This window comes from Mesorhizobium sp. M0678 (assembly GCF_040320505.1).
Taxonomy (GTDB): Bacteria; Pseudomonadota; Alphaproteobacteria; order Rhizobiales; family Rhizobiaceae; genus Mesorhizobium.
The window spans coordinates 154,126-174,529 of record NZ_JAMYPT010000008.1 but is presented as its reverse complement, the minus strand read 5'-3'; the positions used below and the strand labels follow the sequence as shown (position 1 = coordinate 174,529).

Here is a 20,404-nt window from a genome sequence, read left to right as displayed (position 1 = left end):
GATGGCGAAGGGGGTCATCCTTCTGGCGGCAGGCGGAACCGGCGGACATCTGTTCCCGGCCGAGGCGCTGGCACATGAGCTCAAGACGCGCGGCTGGGCGGTACATCTGGCCACCGACGACCGCGCCGAGCGCTATGCCGGCAGGTTCCCCGGCGACGGCGTCCACGCTATCGCCTCCGCTACCTTCGGGTCGAGAAATCCGCTGACTGTCGCGCGGACCTTCTGGACCCTGTGGCGTGGATTCCGCCAGTCGTCCGCCCTGATCGCCCGGCTGAGGCCGAATGCGGTGGTGGGCTTCGGCGGCTATCCGACGCTGCCGCCGCTGTTCGCGGCGACGCGACGCGGTGCGCCAACGCTGATCCATGAGCAGAACGCGGTAATGGGCCGCGCCAACAAGGCGCTCGCGCCGCGGGTGACGGCGATTGCGGGGGGCTTCCTCAAGGCCTCCGGTCCCTTCTCGGCCAAGATCGTGGAGACTGGCAATCCGGTCCGGCAGGCGGTGCTCGACGTGGCCGGCAGGCCCTATGCCGTGCCCGAGCCCGGCGGACCGCTGCGGCTGCTCGTCTTCGGCGGCAGCCAGGGCGCGCGCTATTTTTCCGACACTGTGCCTGAGGCGGTGGCGGCGATGCCCAGCGCAATGCGCTCGCGGCTGAGCATCGTGCAGCAGGCACGCGGCGAGGACGAGGCGCGGGTGAGAGAGCACTACCGCGCTCTCGGCATCGAGGCCGAGGTCGCGTCGTTCTTCTCCGATCTGCCGGCGCGCATGGCCGCCGCGCATCTCGTCGTCTCACGCTCGGGCGCGTCGACGGTGCTCGAGCTTTCGGTGATCGGCCGGCCGGCCATCCTCGTGCCTCTTCCGCATGCCCTCGACGACGATCAAGGCCACAATGCACAGATCCTCGTCAATGCGGGGGGCGCGGTGATGCGGCGCCAGCCCGGCCTCGACGCGGCGGCGCTCGCAGGCGAGATCGTGGAGTTGCTGGGCGACGGCGACAGGCTCGCCGCCATGGCCTCGGCGGCCCGCTCGGTGCGAAGACCCGACGCGGCGCGGTTGCTCGCCGATCTGACAGAGGCTATTGCGTCCAGGAAATCCGTTTCGGAATTCAGGAAGGAGACGCACGCATGAAGATGCCACAGACGATCGGCCTCGTGCATTTCATCGGCATTGGCGGCATCGGCATGAGCGGCATCGCCGAGGTGCTGCACAATCTCGGCTACAAGGTGCAGGGATCCGATCAGGCTGACAGCGCCAATGTGCAGCGGCTGCGCGACAAGGGCATCGAATGCTTCGTCGGCCATCAGGCCGAAAACCTCGGCGAGGCCGAAGTGGTCGTCGTCTCCACCGCAATCAAGAAATCCAACCCGGAGCTGAAGGCGGCGAGAGAGAAGTTGCTGCCGATCGTGCGGCGCGCCGAAATGCTGGCCGAGCTGATGCGCTTCCGGCAGGCGGTCGCGATCGGCGGCACGCATGGCAAGACGACGACGACTTCGATGGTGGCGACGCTACTCGAAGCCGGCGGGCTCGACCCGACGGTAATCAATGGCGGCATCATCAATGCCTATGGCACCAATGCCCGCATGGGAGACGGCGAATGGATGGTGGTCGAGGCCGACGAGAGCGACGGCACCTTCCTCAAGCTGCCGGCCGAGATTGCCGTCGTCACCAATATCGACCCCGAGCACCTCGACCATTACGGCTCCTTCGACAAAGTGCGCGAAGCGTTTCGTCAGTTCGTCGAGAATGTGCCGTTCTACGGCTTTGGTGTGATGTGCACCGACCATCCCGAGGTGCAGGCGCTGGTCGCCCGCATCGAGGACCGGCGCGTCATCACCTATGGCGAAAATGCGCAGGCCGACGTGCGCTTCACCAATCACCGCATGGACGGCCCGACCTCGGAATTCGACGTGGTGATCCGCGACCGCAGGACGCACGGCCAGATAACGATATCAGGCCTGCGGCTGCCCATGCCCGGGCGCCACAATGTCTCCAACGCGACGGCGGCGATTGCCGTCGCGCATGAGCTCGGCCTTTCGGCTGAGGCAATCAAGAAGGGCCTGTCGTCTTTCGCGGGCGTCAAGCGGCGCTTCACCCATACCGGTTCGTGGAACGGTGTCGATGTGTTCGACGATTACGGTCATCATCCGGTCGAGATCACGGCGGTACTGAAAGCTGCGCGCAGCGCTACCAAGGGTCGCATCATCGCCGTTACACAACCGCATCGCTTCACCCGGCTGCGCGATCTGTTCGACGAGTTTTCCGTCTGCTTCAACGACGCCGATACGGTAATGGTGGCGCCCGTCTATGCGGCCGGCGAGGAACCGATCGACGGCGTCACGTCCGACGCACTGGTGTCGCGCATCCGCTCCGGCGGCCATCGCGACGCACGCTACATCGAAGGTCCGGCGGCGATTGCGCCGATCGTGCGCGAGGTGGCGAAGCCGGGCGATTTCGTCGTCTTCCTCGGCGCCGGCAACATCACCCAATGGGCCTATGCGCTGCCCAAGGAACTCGGCGGGACCATCTCATGATGCGCGGCCAGGCGTTGATCGAGAAGCTTGGCGACCGGCTTGCCGGACTGCGCGGCCGCATCACGCCCAATGCCGAGATGGACAAGATCACCTGGTTTCGAGCCGGCGGGCTCGCGGACGCATTGTTCCAGCCGGCCGACGAGGACGATCTTGCCACGTTCCTGAAGGCGGTGCCGGAGGAAATTCCGCTGACCATCGTCGGCGTCGGCTCGAACCTGCTTGTCCGTGACGGCGGCATTGCGGGCTTTGTCATCCGGCTTTCGGCCAAAGGCTTTGGCGAGACCGAAGTAATTGCGCCGACCACGATCAAGGCGGGCGCCGCGACACCCGACAAGCGCCTTGCGGCCGTTGCCTACGAGGCAGGCATCGGTGGCTTTCATTTCTACCACGGCATTCCCGGCGCCATTGGCGGAGCGCTGAGGATGAACGCCGGCGCCAATGGCGTCGAGACGCGCGAGCGCGTGGTCGAGGTGCGGGCACTCGACCGCAAGGGCAATGTTCATACGCTGAGCAATGCCGATATGGGCTATGCCTATCGCCATTCAGCGGCGCCGTCCGGGCTGATCTTCACGTCGGCGCTGCTCGAAGGCATTCCTGAGGACAAGGCGGCGATCAAGGCCGCGATGGATGCTGTCCAGAACCATCGCGAGACCGTGCAGCCGATCCGCGAAAAGACCGGTGGCTCTACCTTCAAGAATCCTGAGGGCACCTCGGCCTGGAAGGAGATCGACAAGGCCGGCTGCCGCGGCCTGATGGTTGGTGGGGCGCAGATGTCGCCGATGCATTGCAACTTCATGATCAACACCGGAACCGCCACGGGCTACGAGCTTGAATATCTCGGTGAGACGGTGCGTGCGCGCGTGCTCGAAAGATCAGGTATCCGGCTGCAGTGGGAGATCAAGCGCATCGGTAATTTTCGGCCGGGCCATGCCGTCCAGGAATTTCTCGGGCAGTTGCTTTAGGCAAGCTGACCGCCGTTGCCTTTCGGAGTCATGAATTCACATTTTGCTGCCGTTTTTGCGGAAAGTGAATCCATCGGAATCGTAAGCACTTGCCAGCGAATCAACTCTCTGATTCTCTGCCCTGAAGCGTTTCCTGATTTGAGTCGTTTCGACGCGTTACTCGCGTTTCCGTCTGGGGGGGCAACCTGCCGGGAGACTCGGACTCAATGTTGCGGAAACACGGGAGCGAAGTTGCTCGGGCGCATTTGAGTGCGCGCGATGCTTTTCGGGCCATGCATGATGGTGCAGGCCTGCTGTGAGAGGAAATGACGGGGAATGACAAGCAAGCACGTGGCCGTCCTTCTGGGGGGATTCTCGTCCGAGCGGCCCGTATCCCTGTCGTCGGGCAAAGCCTGCGCCGATACGCTGGAGGGGGAGGGCTACCAGGTCACCCGCGTCGACGTCTCGCGTGACATCGGCTCGGTGCTCGCCGAGCTCAAGCCTGACGTCGTCTTCAATGCGCTGCACGGCCCCTTCGGCGAGGACGGCACCATCCAGGGCATCCTCGAGTACCTCGCCATTCCGTACACCCATTCCGGCGTGCTTGCCTCGGCGCTTGCGATGAACAAGGAACAGGCCAAGAAGGTCGCCAAGGCGGCCGGCGTTCCGGTGGCGGAATCGAAGGTGGCCAATCGCTTCGCCATCCAGAACAAGCACCCGATGAAGCCGCCCTATGTAGTCAAGCCGGTCAACGAAGGATCGAGCTTCGGCGTCGTCATCGTGCATGAAGGCCAGTCGCATCCGCCGCAGATCATCGGCTCGTCCGAGTGGAGATATGGCGACGCGGTGATGGTCGAGCGTTATGTGCACGGGCGGGAATTGACGTGCGCGGTGATGGGCGATGTGGCGCTCGGTGTCTGCGAGATCATCCCGACCGGCCATTCCTTTTACGACTATGATTCAAAATACGTCGCGGGAGGATCAAAACACGAATGCCCGGCAAAACTTTCACCGAATATTTACCAAAAAATACAGACACTGGCACTCAAGGCTCATCAAGCTATCGGCTGTCGGGGCGTTTCCCGGTCGGACTTCCGTTATGACGATCGTCACTCCGAAAACGGCGAAATTGTCTGGCTCGAGGTCAACACCCAGCCGGGCATGACGCCGACGTCTTTGGTGCCGGAAATCGCCGCGCAAGCGGGACACTCGTTCGGCGATTTGTTGAGTTGGATGGTGGAGGACGCTTCGTGTCTGCGTTGAAGTGGGGACAGGGCAACGGGAAGGGCGCGGCCGGGCCGGCGCTGTTCGGCATGCCGTTGTCGTTCGACCATTTCGTGCTGCCGCGCCTGCTCCGCCGGCCGGTGCGCGTGCTGGCGCGCCTCGGCGAAGGCGACTTCGAAGCGCCGCCCTATTGCGCTGCCATGCTGTCGGCGGCACTGCTTGTTTCGAGCAGTGCCTATGGCGCCTATCTCGGCGGATATTCCGACGCCATCGTCCAGAGTGTCACCGCCCGCACCGGCTTTGCCGTCGACCAGGTCAAGGTCGTCGGCAACCGCGAAACGTCCGAGATCGATATTCTCGACAGGCTGGAACTCGACGGCTGGACCTCGCTGATCGGCTTCGATGCCGAAGCCGCGCGCGAACGCATCACCACGCTACCCTGGGTCGAAGCCGCGGCAGTGCGCAAGGTCTACCCGCATACGCTGGAAGTGCGCGTCGAGGAGCGCGAGCCGTTCGCGCTGTGGCAGCAAGGCAGCGCGCTTTCGGTCATCGAGAAATCCGGCACCGTCATTGCGCCATTCTCCGGCGGCAAACAGATATTGCTGCCGCTGATCATCGGCACCGGCGCACCGGCCAAAGCGCCGGATTTCCTAGCCAAGATCAAGAATTATCCGGAGCTCGCCGCGCGGATCAAGGGCTATATCCGCATCGGCGAACGGCGCTGGGACCTCAAGCTTGAAAACGGCATCACGATCAAGCTTCCCGAAGACGGTGAGGATCAGGCGATTGCCGACCTGGTCAGGATGGATCACGAGAACGGGCTTTTGACGCGCGACATCGCCGCCGTCGACATGCGCCTTTCCGATCGTCTGGTCGTCCAGTTGACGCCGGAAGCGGCGACACAGCGCCAAGCCGCGCTCGACGAAAAGCCCAAGATGCTGAAGCGCAAGCCGGAGACGAAGATATGAGCTGGCTTGGCGGCAATAGCGATGCCTCGTCGCGCCGGTCCGGCATCCTGACGGTGCTGGATGTCGGCTCCAGCAAGGTCTGCTGCGTGGTGGCCAAACTCAAGCCGCGCGACGATGGCAAGCTGCTGCGCGGACGCTCGCATCGCGTCCAGGTGATCGGCATCGGCCACCAGAAATCGCAAGGCGTGAAATCGGGCGTCGTCATCGATCTCGACCGTGCCGAGCACGCCATCCGTCTTGCCGTCGACGCCGCCGAACGCATGGCGGGACTGACGGTCGATTCGCTGATCGTCAACATGACTGCCGGCCGGCTGAAGAGCGAGGCTTTTTCGGCCACCATCAATCTCGGCGGCCATGAGGCCGACGAGGCCGACATCAAGCGCGTGCTTGCCGCCGGCGCCAAGCAGGCGTTGCGGGCCGAGCGCGAGGTGATCCATTCGCTTCCCGTAGCCTTTTCGCTGGATGCCGAGCGCGGTGTGCGCGATCCGCGCGGCATGGTTGGCGACCAGCTTGGCGTCGACATGCACGTGCTGACAGGCGACGCAGCGCCCTTGCGCAATCTGGAGCTCTGCATCAACCGCTCGCATCTGTCGGTCGAACGCATGGTGGCGACGCCCTATGCCAGTGGGCTTGCTGCGCTGGTCGACGACGAGCTCGAAATGGGCGCGGCCTGCATCGACATGGGCGGCGGCACGACGACGATCTCGGTGTTTTCGGAAGGCAAGTTCGTCCATGGCGATGCCATCGCGATCGGCGGCAACCACGTCACGCTGGATATGGCCAAGGGCCTGTCGACCTCGCTCGATGCCGCCGAAAGGCTGAAAGTGATGCATGGCTCGGCGCTGCCTGGCAGTGCCGACGACCGCGACCTGGTTTCCATCCATCCGATCGGCGAGGACGGCGAGGTGCCGTTGCAGATCCCGCGCTCGGTGATGACGCGCATCATCCGCGCCCGCATCGACGAGACGCTGGAATTGTTGCGCGACCGGCTGAACAAATCCGGCTACGGCAACGCCGTCGGCAAGCGTGTGGTGCTGACCGGCGGTGCCAGCCAGCTTGCCGGCCTGCCAGAAGCAGCACGCCGCATTCTCGGCCGCAATGTGCGCATCGGACGCCCGCTTGGCGTGGCAGGCTTGCCCGAGGCGGCCAAGGGGCCGGCTTTCTCGACCCCGGTCGGACTTCTGATCTATCCACAGATGGCGAGCTTCGAGAGCCGGCCGGCGAAGGGAATTTCCGGTCTTCGGATGACCGGAACAGGCGGAAAACTGCATCGAATGAGTCAGTGGTTGAGAGACAGTTTTTAATTTTGACGGGGACAGCCCCATAGGCGGCCGCGGCGGCGAAGCGGCGGGAAAGGCAAAGGACGAAGACAATGACCATCAATCTGCAGAAGCCGGACATCACCGAGCTCAAGCCGCGCATCACCGTGTTCGGTGTCGGCGGCGGCGGCGGCAATGCCGTCAACAACATGATCACCGCCGGCTTGCGCGGCGTCGAGTTCGTGGTGGCCAACACCGACGCGCAGGCACTGACGATGTCGAAGGCCGAGCGGCTGATCCAGCTCGGCGCGCATGTCACCGAGGGTCTCGGCGCCGGATCGCAGCCTGAAGTCGGGCGCGCGGCGGCGGAGGAATGCATCGATGAGATCATCGATCATCTCTCCAACACGCATATGTGCTTCGTCACTGCCGGCATGGGCGGCGGCACCGGCACCGGGGCGGCTCCCGTCGTTGCCCGCGCTGCCCGCGAAAAGGGTATCCTTACCGTCGGCGTCGTCACCAAGCCGTTCCACTTCGAAGGCCAGCGCCGCATGAAGACGGCCGACATGGGTATCGAGGAACTGCAGAAATGCGTCGATACCCTGATCGTCATTCCCAACCAGAACCTGTTCCGGCTGGCCAATGACAAGACCACCTTCGCCGATGCCTTCGCCATGGCCGACCAGGTGCTCTATTCGGGCGTTGCCTGCATCACCGACCTGATGGTCAAGGAAGGCCTGATCAATCTCGACTTCGCCGACGTCCGCTCGGTCATGCGCGAAATGGGCAAGGCGATGATGGGGACTGGCGAGGCTTCGGGCGAGGGCCGTGCAATGGCCGCGGCGGAAGCCGCCATCGCCAACCCGCTGCTCGACGAGACCTCGATGAAGGGCGCCAAGGGCCTGCTGATCTCGATCACCGGCGGCCGCGACCTGACCCTGTTCGAAGTCGATGAGGCGGCAACCCGCATTCGCGAAGAGGTCGACCAGGATGCCAACATCATTCTGGGCGCCACTTTCGACGAGGAACTCGAAGGCGTTATCCGCGTGTCAGTGGTCGCCACCGGCATCGACAAATCGGCGGCCGAAATCGCTGCCGCGCCGATCGCCATCCGCACGGCTCCGCCGAAGGCGGCCAGCCGCCCGGCGGCCCAGGTCACGGAAATGCGCCCGGCGCCTGTCCAGCAACCGATCTATGAACCACGTGCTGCCGACCCGGTCGCCGAGGCCATTCAGCTCGCCGAGGCGAATGCGGCAGCGGTGGCGCAGGCCCGCCCGGCACCGGTCGCGCATGCGGAAGACTTCCGTCCGCAGAGCAAGATCTTCCAGGCGCCTCCGGCTCAGCCGCAGCCGATGATGCAGCCAGCGGTTCAGCAAGCGATGCAGCCTGCTCCGCATCGTGAAATGCCGCAGCCGGTTGCCGCAGCACCCCAGCGCATGCCGCGGGTCGAGGATTTCCCGCCGCAGGTGAAGGCCGAAGTGGAAGCCAAGGCGCGCCCGGCCGACCACGAAAACAGCGGCCCGATGGGCTTGCTCAAGCGCCTGACCAACGGCTTGACCCGCCGCGAAGAGGAGCCTGCAAGGCTGCAGCCGGCGCAGCCGCGCGAACCGAAACTGCGCCAGGCGCCGGCGGAAGTGCGCCGCCTTGCCAGCCAGGATCCGCAGCTTTACGCGCCGCGCCGCGGCCAGCTGGACGAGCAGGGCCGACTGACGCCGCAGAGCCGGGCTGTCCAGGAAGACGATCAGTTGGAGATTCCCGCCTTTCTGCGCCGACAGGCCAATTGATCTGTTAACGGTTCGTAACAGTTGTTAACAGGCGAGCAGGAGACTGTTCGCCTGTTAACGTTAAAAACGATTTCAGAACAAGGACTTATGAGGCGTTCCCTCCCGGGACCGCAGTTACAAAGAGTAAGAAACCGTGATTTGGAGTCTCCCTGCGGGATCATTATCTTCGCCACCGACCAAAGTCGGTTTGCTGGGAGTCTCGGGGAAGTGGCCCTGCCTGCCGATCAATCAAGAGCCGCGCCCTCAGGGCAGATGAAGCGGACCTAGGCAGTACGGGCTATGGGGATTGTTTTGCACGACTATCAGACGACACTTAAATCGCGCGCGACGCTGACTGGCATCGGCGTTCACAGTGGCAATCCGGTCACCGTCCATTTCCTGCCGGCGGATGCCGATACGGGTGTCGTCTTCCAGCTTTCGAATGCAAGCGGAAGCCACGAATTTCGCGCGCTCGTCTCCGAGGTCGGCGCCACCGATCTCTGCACCATGCTTGGCGATCCGCAAGGCGAGCACATTGCCACGGTCGAGCATCTGATGGCGACGCTTTTCGGGCTTGGAATCGACAATCTCGTCATCGAAATCGACGGCCATGAGGTGCCTATCCTCGACGGCAGCGCAGTGATGTTCGTCGAGGCCATTGACCAGGCAGGCATCGAAACGCTGCCGGTCAAGCGTCGCTACATCAGGGTGGTCAAGCCGGTTCGCATCGAGAACGGAGCCTGCTGGGCGGAGTTCAGGCCCTATGACGGCACGCGCTTCGAGATCGAGATCGATTTCGAAAGTCCGGCGATCGGGCGCCAGCTTTTTGCATCCGACATGAACGCCGACATTTTCCGCCGCGACGTCGCGCGGGCCCGCACGTTCGGTTTCATGAAGGACGTCGAGCGGCTGTGGGCGGCCGGCTATGCGCTCGGCTCCTCGTTGGAAAACTCCCTGGTGATCGGCGACGACAACCGCGTGATCAACATGGGAGGCCTGCGCTATCCCAACGAGTTCGCGCGCCACAAGACGATGGATGCGATGGGCGACCTGGCGCTCGCCGGTGCCCGGTTCATCGGCTGCTTCCGCTCCTATCGTGGTGGCCACAGGCTGAACGCGGCTGCGCTGCGCCGTCTCTTGTCGGACCGTTCGGCTTTCGAGATCGTCGAGACGACGCGCCGCGAGCGCGGGCGTACCGCGGAGATGAGCGCCGTCAACGCACCCCTCTATGCGCCCTGGATGATCTGATTCTTAAGGTCTTACGGCCCACATTGCGGTCAAGCTGTGTTGCATGGATGCATCACCGGCCGGCCAAATTACACAGCTTTCCAGGTGGCGCCAAACCGCCACAAAAATGTGCGATTGGCCGGGGATAGCGTTGCCGGGCAAGGCAATTATGGTTTATGGCTGCTGCCGTCGACTGAAATGACGCCGAAAGGGCGGAATCCAAACATGTTTTTCAAGCGAGTTGGTCAATCGAAGGCGCTGCGGCGGGCTGTTTTCCTGGCGCTTTCGGTGGTCGTTCCATCGCTGTTTCTGTCGGCCTGCATGTCGTCCGAGAAGGACGTCGATCTGTCGACCTATGTCGATCAGACCGAGCCGGCCGACGTGCTCTACAATCAGGGTCTCGCCAATCTGAATGCCGGGCGACTGCAGGAGGCAAGCCGCAAGTTTGACGCCGTCGACCGCCAGCATCCATATTCCGAATTCGCCCGCAAATCGATGGTGATGGGTGCCTTTGCCGACTACCGTCAGGGCAATTACGATGAGGCGATCGGTTCGGCCAAGCGCTACCTGACCCTGTACCCGTCGACCGACGATGCAGCCTATGCCCAATATATTATCGGGCTGAGCTACTACCGCCAGATCAAGGACGTCACCCAGGACCAGAAGGAAGCGCGTCTTACCGTGCAGACGATGCAGGACCTCGTGACGCGCTGGCCCACGTCCGAATATGCCGACGACGCCAAGGAGAAGATCCGCTTCGCCAACGATCAGCTCGCCGGCAAAGAGATGCAGATCGGCCGCTATTATCTCGAGCGCCGCGAATACATCGCAGCCGTCAAACGGTTCCGCAACGTGGTGGAGAACTATTCGAACACACGCCATGTCGAGGAGGCGCTGGCGCGTCTGACCGAGAGCTACTATGCGATGGGGCTAACGTCGGAAGCGCAGACCGCTGCGGCCGTGCTCGGCACCAACTATCCCGACAGCCAGTGGTACAAGGACTCCTACAAGCTCCTGCAGAGTGGTGGGCTCGAGCCGCGCGAGAATGCCGGATCGTGGATCTCCAAGGCCGGGAAGCTGATCACCGGCGCCTGAGCGGCGCGTCACCATGCTCTCCAGGCTGTCGATCCGCGATATCGTTCTGATCGAGAAGCTGGACATCGACTTCTCGTCCGGCCTTTCGGTGCTGACCGGCGAAACCGGCGCCGGAAAGTCCATCCTGCTCGACGCCTTGTCGCTGGCGCTTGGCGCCCGCGGCGACGCCTCGCTGGTGCGGCATGGCGCGGCACAAGGCCAAGTCATCGCCGTGTTCGACGTGCCGCGCAATCACGCGGCTCGCATGCTGCTTGCCGAGAATGCCATCGAGTACGACGGCGACATTATCCTGCGCCGCGTCCAGACGGCTGACGGCCGCACGCGCGTGTTCGTCAACGACCAGCCGTCCAGCGTGACGCTGATGCGCGACATCGGCCGTGCGCTGGTCGAGATCCACGGCCAGCATGACGAGCGCGCTTTGGTCGATCCCGGCGCCCATCGCGAGTTGCTCGACAGTTTCGGCGGTCATCTGGGTGCCGCGCGGGCAACCGGCGAGGCGTGGCGGCATTGGCGTACCTGTGAGCAGGAATTTTCACGGCACGGGGCCAAAGTCGAGGCAGCTGCCCGCGAGGCCGATTATCTGCGTGCGGCGGTCGCCGAATTGACCAGGCTCGATCCGCAACCGGGCGAAGAGACCGAGCTCGCCGAACTGCGCGCCTCGATGATGCGTGCCGAAAAGATCGCCTCGGAAATCCACGATGCGCAGGATGTGCTCTCGGGCCCGTCCTCGCCCTTGCCGCAGTTGGCCAGCCTGCTCAGGCGGCTGCAGCGCAAGGTGACGGAAGCGCCCGGCTTGCTCGAGGATGTCGTCAAGTCGCTCGACGAGGCGATGCTGTCGCTCGACGCGGCGCAGTCGGGCGTCGAAGCCGCACTGCGCGCCACCGAATATGATCCGCAGCGGCTGGAGAAAGCCGAGGAGCGGCTGTTTTCGCTGCGTGCCGCGTCGCGCAAGCACAGCGTCGCCGTCGACGACCTGGCACAATTGCGTGACACCATGGCGGCCGACCTTGCCGATCTCGACGCCGGCGAAGAGCGCCTGCATGCGCTGGAGACACAGGCTGCAGCGGCGCGCCAGGCCTATGACATTACGGCGGCCCAGCTGTCGTCGCTTCGCCATGCGGCGGCCGTCGGGCTGACCAAGGCGGTAATGGCCGAACTGCCGGCGCTGAAGCTCGAACGGGCCGAGTTCATCGTCGAGATCGCAAGCGATGCCGAGAGCCGCATGGAAGAAGGCATCGACCAGGTCGAGTTCTGGGTGCGCACCAACCCCGGCACCAGGCCCGGCCCGATGATGAAAGTCGCTTCCGGCGGCGAGCTTTCGCGCTTCCTGCTGGCGTTGAAGGTAGCACTCGCTGACCGGGGCTCGGCGCCGACCTTGGTCTTCGACGAAATCGACACCGGCGTCGGCGGTGCGGTTGCCGACGCCATCGGCCAGCGGCTGGCGCGGCTGGCAAAACGCGTGCAGGTGCTTTCGGTCACGCATGCACCACAAGTGGCGGCGCGCGCGGCGACGCATTTCCTGATCTCCAAATCGGGCGGGGCCGACCGGGTCTCGACCGGCATCGCCGAGATGGACCGGGCGGCGCGGCAGGAAGAGATCGCACGCATGCTCGCCGGCGCCACCATCACCGACGAGGCGCGCGCGGCGGCCGAGCGGCTGCTGCGGGAGAACACCGCTGCAGCCTAGAGCGGTTCATCGTTTCACGGAAACGCCGAACCGCTCTACTTCTTTGTTTTGCGCAATTCCGGACGGAAAACCGTTTCACACTTTTCCCGGAATTGCTCTAGACGAGTTCGTTTCCGGCGCTCGTGACCTGAGTCAGGGTCTGGCGCCATCCTGCTGTTCAGGAATGATTTTCCGTGCCTGGTCTCTCCCTCGTGAGAGAATCCTGCTCTATTGTGTCGCGCCACCGTGGAGGGAGCAGTGCATGGACGAAAAACCAGTCGATTCGCTCAGCGAAAGCGAGGCGGCAAGCGAGTTGAAGCGGTTGGCGCAGGAGATCGCCGAGCACGACCGGCGCTACCATGGCGAGGACGCGCCGATAATCACGGATGCGGAATATGACGCGCTGACGCGGCGCAACCTCGCCATCGAACAGCGCTTCCCCGCTTTGGTGCGTGAGGATTCGCCCTCACGCAGGGTCGGCGCGCCGCCGGCGGAAGGCTTTGCCAAGGTGCGCCACGCGGTGCCGATGCTCAGCCTAGCCAAGGCCTATACCGACCAGGACGTCGCGGACTTCATCGAACGGGGCCGGCGATTCTTTGACCGCGACAAGGATCTGAACATCGCCTTCACGGCGGAGCCGAAGATCGACGGGCTATCGGCTTCCCTGCGGTATGAAGGCGGTGTGTTCGTGCAGGGAGCAACGCGCGGCGACGGCGTCGTCGGCGAGGACATCACCGCCAATCTCAAGACCATCGCCGATATTCCCAAGACCTTGAAGGGATCGGACTGGCCCGAGGTCATCGAAATACGCGGTGAGGTCTATATGACCTACGCGGAATTTGAGGCGCTGAAGCAACGTTCGGCGGCGATAGGCGGCCAGGATTACGTCAATCCGCGTAACACGGCGGCCGGGTCGCTCCGTCAGAAGGACCCGTCCGTTACCGCCAGCCGCAACCTCAAATTCTTTGCCTATGCCTGGGGCTATACGACGAAGGATCCGGCTCCGACCCAGTACGATTCGGTGCAGAAGTTCGCGGAGTGGGGGTTCAAGGTCAGTCCGCTGATGGTCCGAGCAAAATCGGTCGAGGAACTGGTCGCGCACTATCACCTAATCGAGACCCAGCGCTCATCGCTCGGCTACGACATCGACGGCGTCGTCTACAAGGTCGACCAGCTGGAATTGCAGCGCAGATGGGGCTTTGTCACCGGCGAACCACGCTGGGCCATTGCCCACAAATTTCCGGCCGAACAGGCGATGACGACCGTGCTCAGGATCGACATTCAGGTCGGCCGTACCGGTACGCTGGCGCCCGTTGCCCGGCTTGCGCCCGTCACGGTCGGCGGCGTCGTGGTCGAAAACGTCACGCTTCACAACGAAGACTACATCAAGGGTCTGGACAGCAACGGCCAGCCGATCCGCGACGGCTATGACGTGCGTATCGGCGACACGGTGGTCATCCAGCGGGCAGGGGACGTCATTCCGCAGATCGTCAGCGTCGTCGCCGACAAGCGGCCGACTGATGCCGTGCCCTACGAATTCCCGCACAAATGTCCGATCTGCGGCTCGCCGGCAACGCGCGAGATCAACGAGAAGACCGGCAAGGAAGATTCCCGCCGACGTTGCACCGGCGAACTGATCTGTCCTGCGCAGGCCGTCGAAGGATTGCGCCACTTTGTGTCGCGCGGCGCCATGGATATCGAAGGCCTGGGCGCTGAAAACATAGACCTGTTCTTCAATGCCGGGTTGGTCAAGACAGCCGCCGATATCTTCACTCTCCGGGACCGCCGTCCCGCCGTCACCAAGGCGCTGGCGGAGCGACGGGAGGAGCAGGCCAGGCAGCGCGAGGCCGCATCGGGCAAAACGCGCAAGAATGTACGCAGCGTCGAGGAACGCAACTATGACGGCCTCGACAAGCTCTTCGCTGCCATCGACGCCCGCCGCGAACCGGAACTTGATCGCTTCATCTTCGCGCTGGGCATCCGCCATATCGGCGAAACGACGGCCGCTGTGCTTGCCCGAACCTTCTCGACGATCGAGGAGTTGATCCGCATCGGCAAGGAGACGGCAGCGGCAGCCGATCCACACAGCGTTTTTCCTTCGATCAACGGCATCGGCGATACGGTGATAGGCGCGCTTCGCGATTTCTTCGGCAATGAACGCAACGACGCCGTGCTTGAAGCGCTGCTCACACAGGTCCATCCGAAGCCGTACATTGTGAACGTCTCAGCCGATAGTGCGGTCGCCGGCAAGACAATCGTGTTTACAGGCACGCTGGAAAAGATGACGCGCCCGGAGGCCAAGGCGATGGCCGAACGCCTCGGCGCGAAGGTCGCCGGCTCGGTTTCCGCGAAGACCGATCTTCTGGTGGCAGGGCCAGGCGCCGGTTCCAAGCTGAAGGATGCGACCAAATTCGGCATCGAGGTGATCGACGAGGACACCTGGCTGCAGCGGATCGGCAAGGGCGGGTGATGGCGGCTGCGTTCAACGGTTTTGGGCAAAAGGCCATTCCCTTCCTCAAGGCGCTGGATTTTCATCAGAGCCGGGAGTGGTTTTTGGAAAACCGCGACCTTTTCGAACGCGACCTGCGCGGTCCCTTCGGCGATCTGGTCGAGACGCTCTCCGAGCGCTTCATGGCATTGGGGCTCGGCCTGCGCGGCGACCGCAAGAAGTCGCTGTTCCGGATTAATCGCGATGTGCGTTTCGCCAAGGACAAACGGCCTTATAACCGGCATTTGTCGGCGATCCTTTCGCCCGACGGCACCAAGATGGAACAGGGCGTTTTTTACGTCCATATCGGGCTCGAGCGATGCTTTGCCGCCATTGCCTGGTGGCAGCCCGGACCGGAGCTATTGCTGGCGCTGCGCAACGCGATCGCGAAGCGGCCCGCTGAATTCCGCAGCCTCGTCGCGGCGCTGAAGAAGAACGGCCTCGAGATCGACCCGGACGGCTGCATGAAGCGCACGCCGCGCGGCTTCGAGCATATCGCCGAGCCCGATCTCGCTGCCGCGATCCGCAACCGGCATTTTGCCGTCCGGCACGCAATCGAGCCGGCGGATATCTACGGAGCTGGATTGGTCGACGAACTCGTCGACTTCGTCATGCGGGCAAAACCGCTGCTCGACTGGGGCAGGGCGATCGATGGCAAGGCTTCGCCGCGCTAGGCTCGGAAGCGAGCTTGCCGCGACGCTTCAGCCATCATTTCCGCTGATCGTTTGCCTCAAGCAAATTGGTGTGACAAGCCGGGCCGCTCTCTCTACATACGGCCGTTCCCAAGGAGCGATCGATGTCGGCGGAAGCAATCTCCGAAAACGGAGCGAAAAGCGATTTCTGGGACGGCGTGCGGCTCAGCATGCCCGTCGTGGTGGCGTCGGCGCCGTTTGCATTGCTGTTCGGTGCGCTCGCAGTTGACAACGGGTTTTCCGTGCTCGAAGCGTTCCTGATGAGCGCAACGGTGTTCGGCGGCGCCAGCCAGATGGTCGGCATCGAGCTGTTCGGCCAGCATGTCGCGCCGTGGCTGATCGTGCTGTCGATCTTCGCGGTGAATTTTCGCCATGTGCTCTATTCGGCTGGCATCGGCCGGCGCATCGCGCATTGGCCGCTGATCCAGCAGGCGATAGGCTACTTCGTGCTTACCGATCCGCAGTTCGCGGTGGCCGAGCGCAAGGCGGAGGCCGGCGAGACCGTCGGGTTCACCTGGTATATGGGGCTTGGGCTGCCGGTCTATGTGTTCTGGACCATCGAAAGCGCGCTCGGCGCGATGTTCGGCAAGCTTATTCCCGACACCCATGCGTTGGGCATCGATTTCCTGCTGCCGATCTATTTTCTCGGCCTGGTCATGAGCTTCCGCAAGCGGCCGCTGTGGCTGCCGGTGGTCATCGCCAGCGCTGCCGCCTCCATCATTGCATACAAAACGGTCGGCTCGCCCTGGCATGTCTCCATAGGTGCGCTGGCCGGCGTGCTGCTCGCCGTCATCCTGCCGCCCCGCCACAGCGGCGTGGAGGTACGGCGATGAGCACGACCTTGTGGATCATCATCGCCGCTTCGATCGCGACCTATCTGACCCGCATCGGCGGTCATCTGGTGATCTCGCGTTTCGATCAAATCCACCCGCGCGTCGAAGCCGGGCTCAGCGCCGTGCCGGCGGCGGTGCTGACCACGCTGGTGGCGCCGGCGGCGCTCAGCGCCGGGCCGGCGGAATGGGCAGCCTTGATCGTTGCCGGCTTGGTCTCACTGCGCGGCGGCCTGATGGCGATGTTCCTGGCGGGTGCTGCCGTGCTGATCCTCGCGCGGCAGCTCGTCGGCTGATCGACTTTTGCCTTGGCGGCGAGAGCACACATGCGTTTTACCGCAGCGACTATTGCCGCGCCGACCCGCGACAGGCTCAGCCGGATCGCCTCCGATCTCTCCTGGTGGGCGCGACGCACGGCGTCACTATAGAGGGCTTCGCGCTGCTTCGGCGTCAATGCGCTTAGATCGGTCGGCTGGATGCCGAAGGGCTTACGCGACATTTCCATCTCCCCTGGTTTGCCGTGTTGATCGGCAGCTACACCGGCGATTTACGGGAAAGGCATAATCAGTTAAAATGAATAATTAAGATCGTTATGTTCTCCAGGAGAGATGTATGGATTTGGCCGATCTGCGCATCTTCCGCACGGTGGTGCGCGAGGGTGGAATCACCAGGGCGGCGGAAAAACTGTTTCGCGTGCAGTCGAACGTGACCACACGCATCCGGCAGCTCGAGGAGGATCTCGGCGTGCAGCTGTTTATCCGGAAGGGCAAGCGCCTGCACGTATCGCCGGCCGGTCACAGATTGGTCGGCTATGCGGATCGGCTGCTGGCGCTTGCGGAGGAGGCGCGAACGGCGATGCTCGATCCACGCCCGCGCGGCACTCTTCGCCTAGGTGCCATGGAGAGCACCGCTGCGGCACGGCTTCCAAGTCTGCTCGCCGAATACCATGCACGGCATCCCGAAGTGGAAATCCAGTTGCGCACCGGCAATCCGCAGGTTCTCGCGACCGCCATGCTTGCCGGTGAGCTCGATGCAGCGTTCGCCGCCGAGCCGATCGCCGACGCCCCATTCGAAAAGCTGCCCGCGTTTCACGAGCAGCTGGTCATTGTCTCGGCGGCATCGCGCGTTTCGGTCGAAGACCACCTGGACATGCCCAAAACCATGATAGCCTTCGAGCACGGCTGTCCGCACCGCAAGCGGCTGGAACAATGGTATGCGCGCCGAGGGTTCATGGCCGAGAAAACCATCGAGCTTGGTTCATACCATGCCATCCTTGGTTGCGTGGTGGCTGGCATGGGCATAGCGCTGATGCCGAAAAGCGTGCTTTCGGGTTTCCCGGAAAGCCGCTGGCTAAAGCTGCACGAACTGCCCTCTGACGAAGACAACGCCGTCACGGTGTTGTTCTGGCGCAAGGGAGCCGGTTCTCCCAACGTCACCGCTTTGCAGGGACTGCTTGCGGAGCAATGCCTGTCAACCGGCGTTGCCGCCGCGGCTATTGCTTGAAGTCGTGCGGCAGCGGCGCGGTTGCCTTTTCCAGCCAGGCCAGCGTTTCGCCGTCGAGCATCGGTCCGATCTCGGCCAGTACGCGCGCATGGTATTCGTCAAGCCAATGCAACTCGTCGCGGGTTAAAAGGTCCGATCGGACCAGCCGCTTGTCGATCGGCGCCAGCGTCAGTGTCTCGAAGCCGTGCATGGCGATGTCGCCGCCCTCGATTGCCTCGGCCGGTGTCACCAGAATCAAGTTCTCGATGCGGATGCCGTAGGAACCTTCCTTGTAATAGCCGGGCTCGTTGGAGACGATCATGCCGGCCAGCAGCTTTTCGGTACCGGTCTTGGCGATACGCTGCGGGCCCTCATGCACGGCAAGATAGGAGCCGACACCGTGCCCGGTGCCATGGGCGAAATCGCAGCCGTGTCTCCATAGCGCCAGGCGCGCCACTGCATCGATTTCGGAGCCGCGCGTGCCCTGGGGGAAGCGCAGCATGGAGATGCCGATCATGCCTTTCAGCACCAGCGTGAAGCGCTCGCGCATCTCCTCGGTTGGCGCGCCAATCGGAACCGTGCGGGTAATGTCGGTGGTGCCGTCCTGGTACTGCCCGCCGGAATCGAGCAGGAACAGCTCGCCATCCCCCAGCTTGCGATTGGTGGCGCGGGAGACGCGGTAGTGCATGATAGCGCCGTTAGGACCAGCGCCGGAGATGGTATCGAACGATACGTCGCGCAGCGGCATCTGCGTTTCTTCGCCGGTCTGACGGCGCGTCTCCTCAAGCCTGGTGACAACGGCGATTTCGTCGAGCGTGCCGGGCTTCTGGCGGTCGAGCCAGCACAGCAGCTTGGCGACCGCGGCGCCGTCGCGGCGATGTGCGGCGCGTGCGCCGGCGATCTCAGCTTTGTTCTTTGTTGCGCGTGGAATGCGGGCCGGATCGGCCGTGGCAATGACGGTGCCGCCATTATCCTCGACCAGCATTCTGAGCTTGTCCGCCGCGAGAACCGGGTCCAGCGCGATTTTTGCGCCGCCCTTGGCCCGGGTGACGATTGCCGTTTCGAATTCACCTGGTTCGTGCAATTCGGCGAGCTGCGTCAGGTAGGCCGCGACGGTGCGCGAAAACTTGCGCTGGTCCATGAAAAGCAGATGCGAGCCGTCGGCGGCGAGCACGGCAAAGCCGAGCGCCAGCGGTGTGTGCGGTACGTCGCCGCCACGGATATCGAACGCCCAGGCAATGGAGGAGGGGTCGGTCAATACGGCATGGGTGGCGCCGTCCTTCTCGGTGGCCGCCGCCAGCCGCACCAGCTTGTCCTTGGCCAGTTCGCCGGCAAAGCCGATCGGGTGGATCTCGACCGGCCCCAGTGGCGGCCCGGGCTGGTCCTGCCAGATGGCGTCGATTGGATTCTCTTCGAGCGGCACCAGTATCGCGCCTGATTTCTCGGCCGAGGCCTTCAGCGCCTTGACGTCACTGATCGTATGGAGCCACGGATCGAAACCAAGTCGCACGCCCTTGCCGAGATTGTCCTTGATCCAGTTGGCCGGCGGGTTGTCGACAAGGCTCTCGATCGAAAAGATGTCGAGATCGACCTCCTGGCGCACCTGCAGCGTGTAGCGCCCGTCGACAAACATGACGGCGCGCTCGCCAAGCACAATGGCGACTCCGGCCGAGCCGCTGAAGCCGGTCAGCCATTTCAGCCGTGCCGAGCGATCGGCGACATATTCGCCCTGGTGCTCGTCGGCACGGGGCACAATGAAGCCATCCAGCCCGTTCGCCGCCAACCATTGGCGCAGCATTGCCACGCGCGGCTTGCCAACGGCCGGATCGCCGGCGGAATCGAAGGTCTGGAACATGTCGGCTCTCCTCGAATGCTGGCGCGACCGTAGCGCATGACCTCGAAAATCGGAATCGATTTTCGGAACGATCATTCCCGGTTGCTGCGTGTCTCTTTGCGCATGGAGGCCATGCAGAATCGGCGATTTCAAAAAGCGTCAGCAAGGCTTACCTTCTTCACGTGGAGGAAAGAGTCCTATTGCCCTGCAAAGGAGACCGTCATGTCCACGATTTCACGTAGACGCGGATTTTTCAGAAACGCTGTGAAAGCGCTGATCGAAGCTCGCCAGCGCGAAGCGAGCCGGTATGTGAGCGGCGTTCTGCTTGGCTTTGACGACGAAACGCTGAAAGCTCACGGCTACGATCGCGAACAGCTGAAGAAAGCGGCGAACTCGCGCTAGGTCC

The 20,404-nt window shown here is 63.4% G+C and carries 17 protein-coding genes; 16 read left to right on the top strand and 1 reads right to left on the bottom strand.

What is annotated here, in order from left to right; genetic code table 11:
* Nucleotide 1 precedes the first annotated feature (1 nt).
* From murG to NKI29_RS16980, 15 genes are all read left to right on the top strand, one after another.
* Nucleotides 2-1,126: an undecaprenyldiphospho-muramoylpentapeptide beta-N-acetylglucosaminyltransferase gene (murG, locus tag NKI29_RS17050; protein ID WP_352456167.1), complete on the top strand. Its 1,125-nt coding sequence runs from the start codon at nucleotides 2-4 to the stop codon at nucleotides 1,124-1,126.
* The gene (gene murC, locus NKI29_RS17045) at nucleotides 1,123-2,529 is read left to right on the top strand and encodes a UDP-N-acetylmuramate--L-alanine ligase (protein ID WP_352796748.1); all 1,407 of its coding nucleotides are present in this window, start codon (nucleotides 1,123-1,125) and stop codon (nucleotides 2,527-2,529) included. The genes murG and murC overlap by 4 nt, the downstream gene beginning before the upstream one ends.
* A complete protein-coding gene (gene murB, locus NKI29_RS17040; RefSeq protein WP_031211769.1) occupies nucleotides 2,526-3,491 on the top strand; it encodes a UDP-N-acetylmuramate dehydrogenase in 966 nt (321 codons plus the stop codon). The genes murC and murB overlap by 4 nt, the downstream gene beginning before the upstream one ends.
* A gap of 315 nt (nucleotides 3,492-3,806) precedes the next feature.
* Nucleotides 3,807-4,733, top strand: a complete 927-nt coding sequence (locus tag NKI29_RS17035; RefSeq protein ID WP_023676761.1) for a D-alanine--D-alanine ligase — start codon at nucleotides 3,807-3,809, stop codon at nucleotides 4,731-4,733.
* Nucleotides 4,721-5,662, top strand: coding sequence for a cell division protein FtsQ/DivIB (locus NKI29_RS17030; RefSeq protein ID WP_023676760.1), 942 nt, complete (start codon nucleotides 4,721-4,723; stop codon nucleotides 5,660-5,662). The genes NKI29_RS17035 and NKI29_RS17030 overlap by 13 nt, the downstream gene beginning before the upstream one ends.
* The gene (gene ftsA, locus NKI29_RS17025; protein WP_023676759.1) at nucleotides 5,659-6,966 is read left to right on the top strand and encodes a cell division protein FtsA; all 1,308 of its coding nucleotides are present in this window, start codon (nucleotides 5,659-5,661) and stop codon (nucleotides 6,964-6,966) included. Before NKI29_RS17030 ends, ftsA begins: the two co-directional genes overlap by 4 nt.
* A gap of 68 nt (nucleotides 6,967-7,034) precedes the next feature.
* Nucleotides 7,035-8,705, top strand: coding sequence for a cell division protein FtsZ (gene ftsZ, locus NKI29_RS17020; protein WP_352570480.1), 1,671 nt, complete (start codon nucleotides 7,035-7,037; stop codon nucleotides 8,703-8,705).
* A 279-nt stretch (nucleotides 8,706-8,984) separates the two neighbouring features.
* Nucleotides 8,985-9,932, top strand: coding sequence for a UDP-3-O-acyl-N-acetylglucosamine deacetylase (lpxC, locus tag NKI29_RS17015; protein WP_254818982.1), 948 nt, complete (start codon nucleotides 8,985-8,987; stop codon nucleotides 9,930-9,932).
* A 204-nt stretch (nucleotides 9,933-10,136) separates the two neighbouring features.
* Nucleotides 10,137-11,006 carry an outer membrane protein assembly factor BamD gene (locus NKI29_RS17010; protein WP_023676756.1) on the top strand — a complete coding sequence of 290 codons (870 nt, stop codon included), beginning with the start codon at nucleotides 10,137-10,139 and terminating at the stop codon, nucleotides 11,004-11,006.
* 13 nt (nucleotides 11,007-11,019) lie between these two features.
* Nucleotides 11,020-12,693 (top strand): DNA repair protein RecN, encoded by a 1,674-nt coding sequence (gene recN, locus NKI29_RS17005; protein ID WP_352570479.1) that lies wholly within the window; start codon nucleotides 11,020-11,022, stop codon nucleotides 12,691-12,693.
* A gap of 241 nt (nucleotides 12,694-12,934) precedes the next feature.
* Complete coding sequence (gene ligA / locus NKI29_RS17000; protein WP_352570478.1) at nucleotides 12,935-15,142, top strand: NAD-dependent DNA ligase LigA; 2,208 nt, start codon at nucleotides 12,935-12,937, stop codon at nucleotides 15,140-15,142.
* Nucleotides 15,142-15,834, top strand: a complete 693-nt coding sequence (locus NKI29_RS16995) for a DUF2461 domain-containing protein (RefSeq protein WP_352570477.1) — start codon at nucleotides 15,142-15,144, stop codon at nucleotides 15,832-15,834. The genes ligA and NKI29_RS16995 overlap by 1 nt, the downstream gene beginning before the upstream one ends.
* Nucleotides 15,835-15,956: 122 nt before the next feature.
* The gene (locus NKI29_RS16990) at nucleotides 15,957-16,685 is read left to right on the top strand and encodes an AzlC family ABC transporter permease (RefSeq protein ID WP_023676752.1); all 729 of its coding nucleotides are present in this window, start codon (nucleotides 15,957-15,959) and stop codon (nucleotides 16,683-16,685) included.
* A complete protein-coding gene (locus NKI29_RS16985; RefSeq protein ID WP_023676751.1) occupies nucleotides 16,682-16,978 on the top strand; it encodes an AzlD family protein in 297 nt (98 codons plus the stop codon). Before NKI29_RS16990 ends, NKI29_RS16985 begins: the two co-directional genes overlap by 4 nt.
* A gap of 316 nt (nucleotides 16,979-17,294) precedes the next feature.
* Nucleotides 17,295-18,185, top strand: a complete 891-nt coding sequence (locus tag NKI29_RS16980) for a LysR family transcriptional regulator (RefSeq protein WP_352796746.1) — start codon at nucleotides 17,295-17,297, stop codon at nucleotides 18,183-18,185.
* On the opposite strand, the gene NKI29_RS16975 is transcribed toward NKI29_RS16980, so the two are convergent.
* Nucleotides 18,175-20,019: an aminopeptidase P family protein gene (locus NKI29_RS16975; RefSeq protein ID WP_352570476.1), complete on the bottom strand. Its 1,845-nt coding sequence runs from the start codon at nucleotides 20,017-20,019 to the stop codon at nucleotides 18,175-18,177. The two genes, NKI29_RS16980 and NKI29_RS16975, sit on opposite strands and share 11 nt — an antisense overlap.
* A gap of 36 nt (nucleotides 20,020-20,055) precedes the next feature.
* On the opposite strand from NKI29_RS16975, the gene NKI29_RS16970 reads away from it, so the two are divergent.
* Complete coding sequence (locus NKI29_RS16970) at nucleotides 20,056-20,400, top strand: hypothetical protein (RefSeq protein ID WP_352570475.1); 345 nt, start codon at nucleotides 20,056-20,058, stop codon at nucleotides 20,398-20,400.
* The last annotated feature ends 4 nt before the right edge of the window (nucleotides 20,401-20,404 follow it).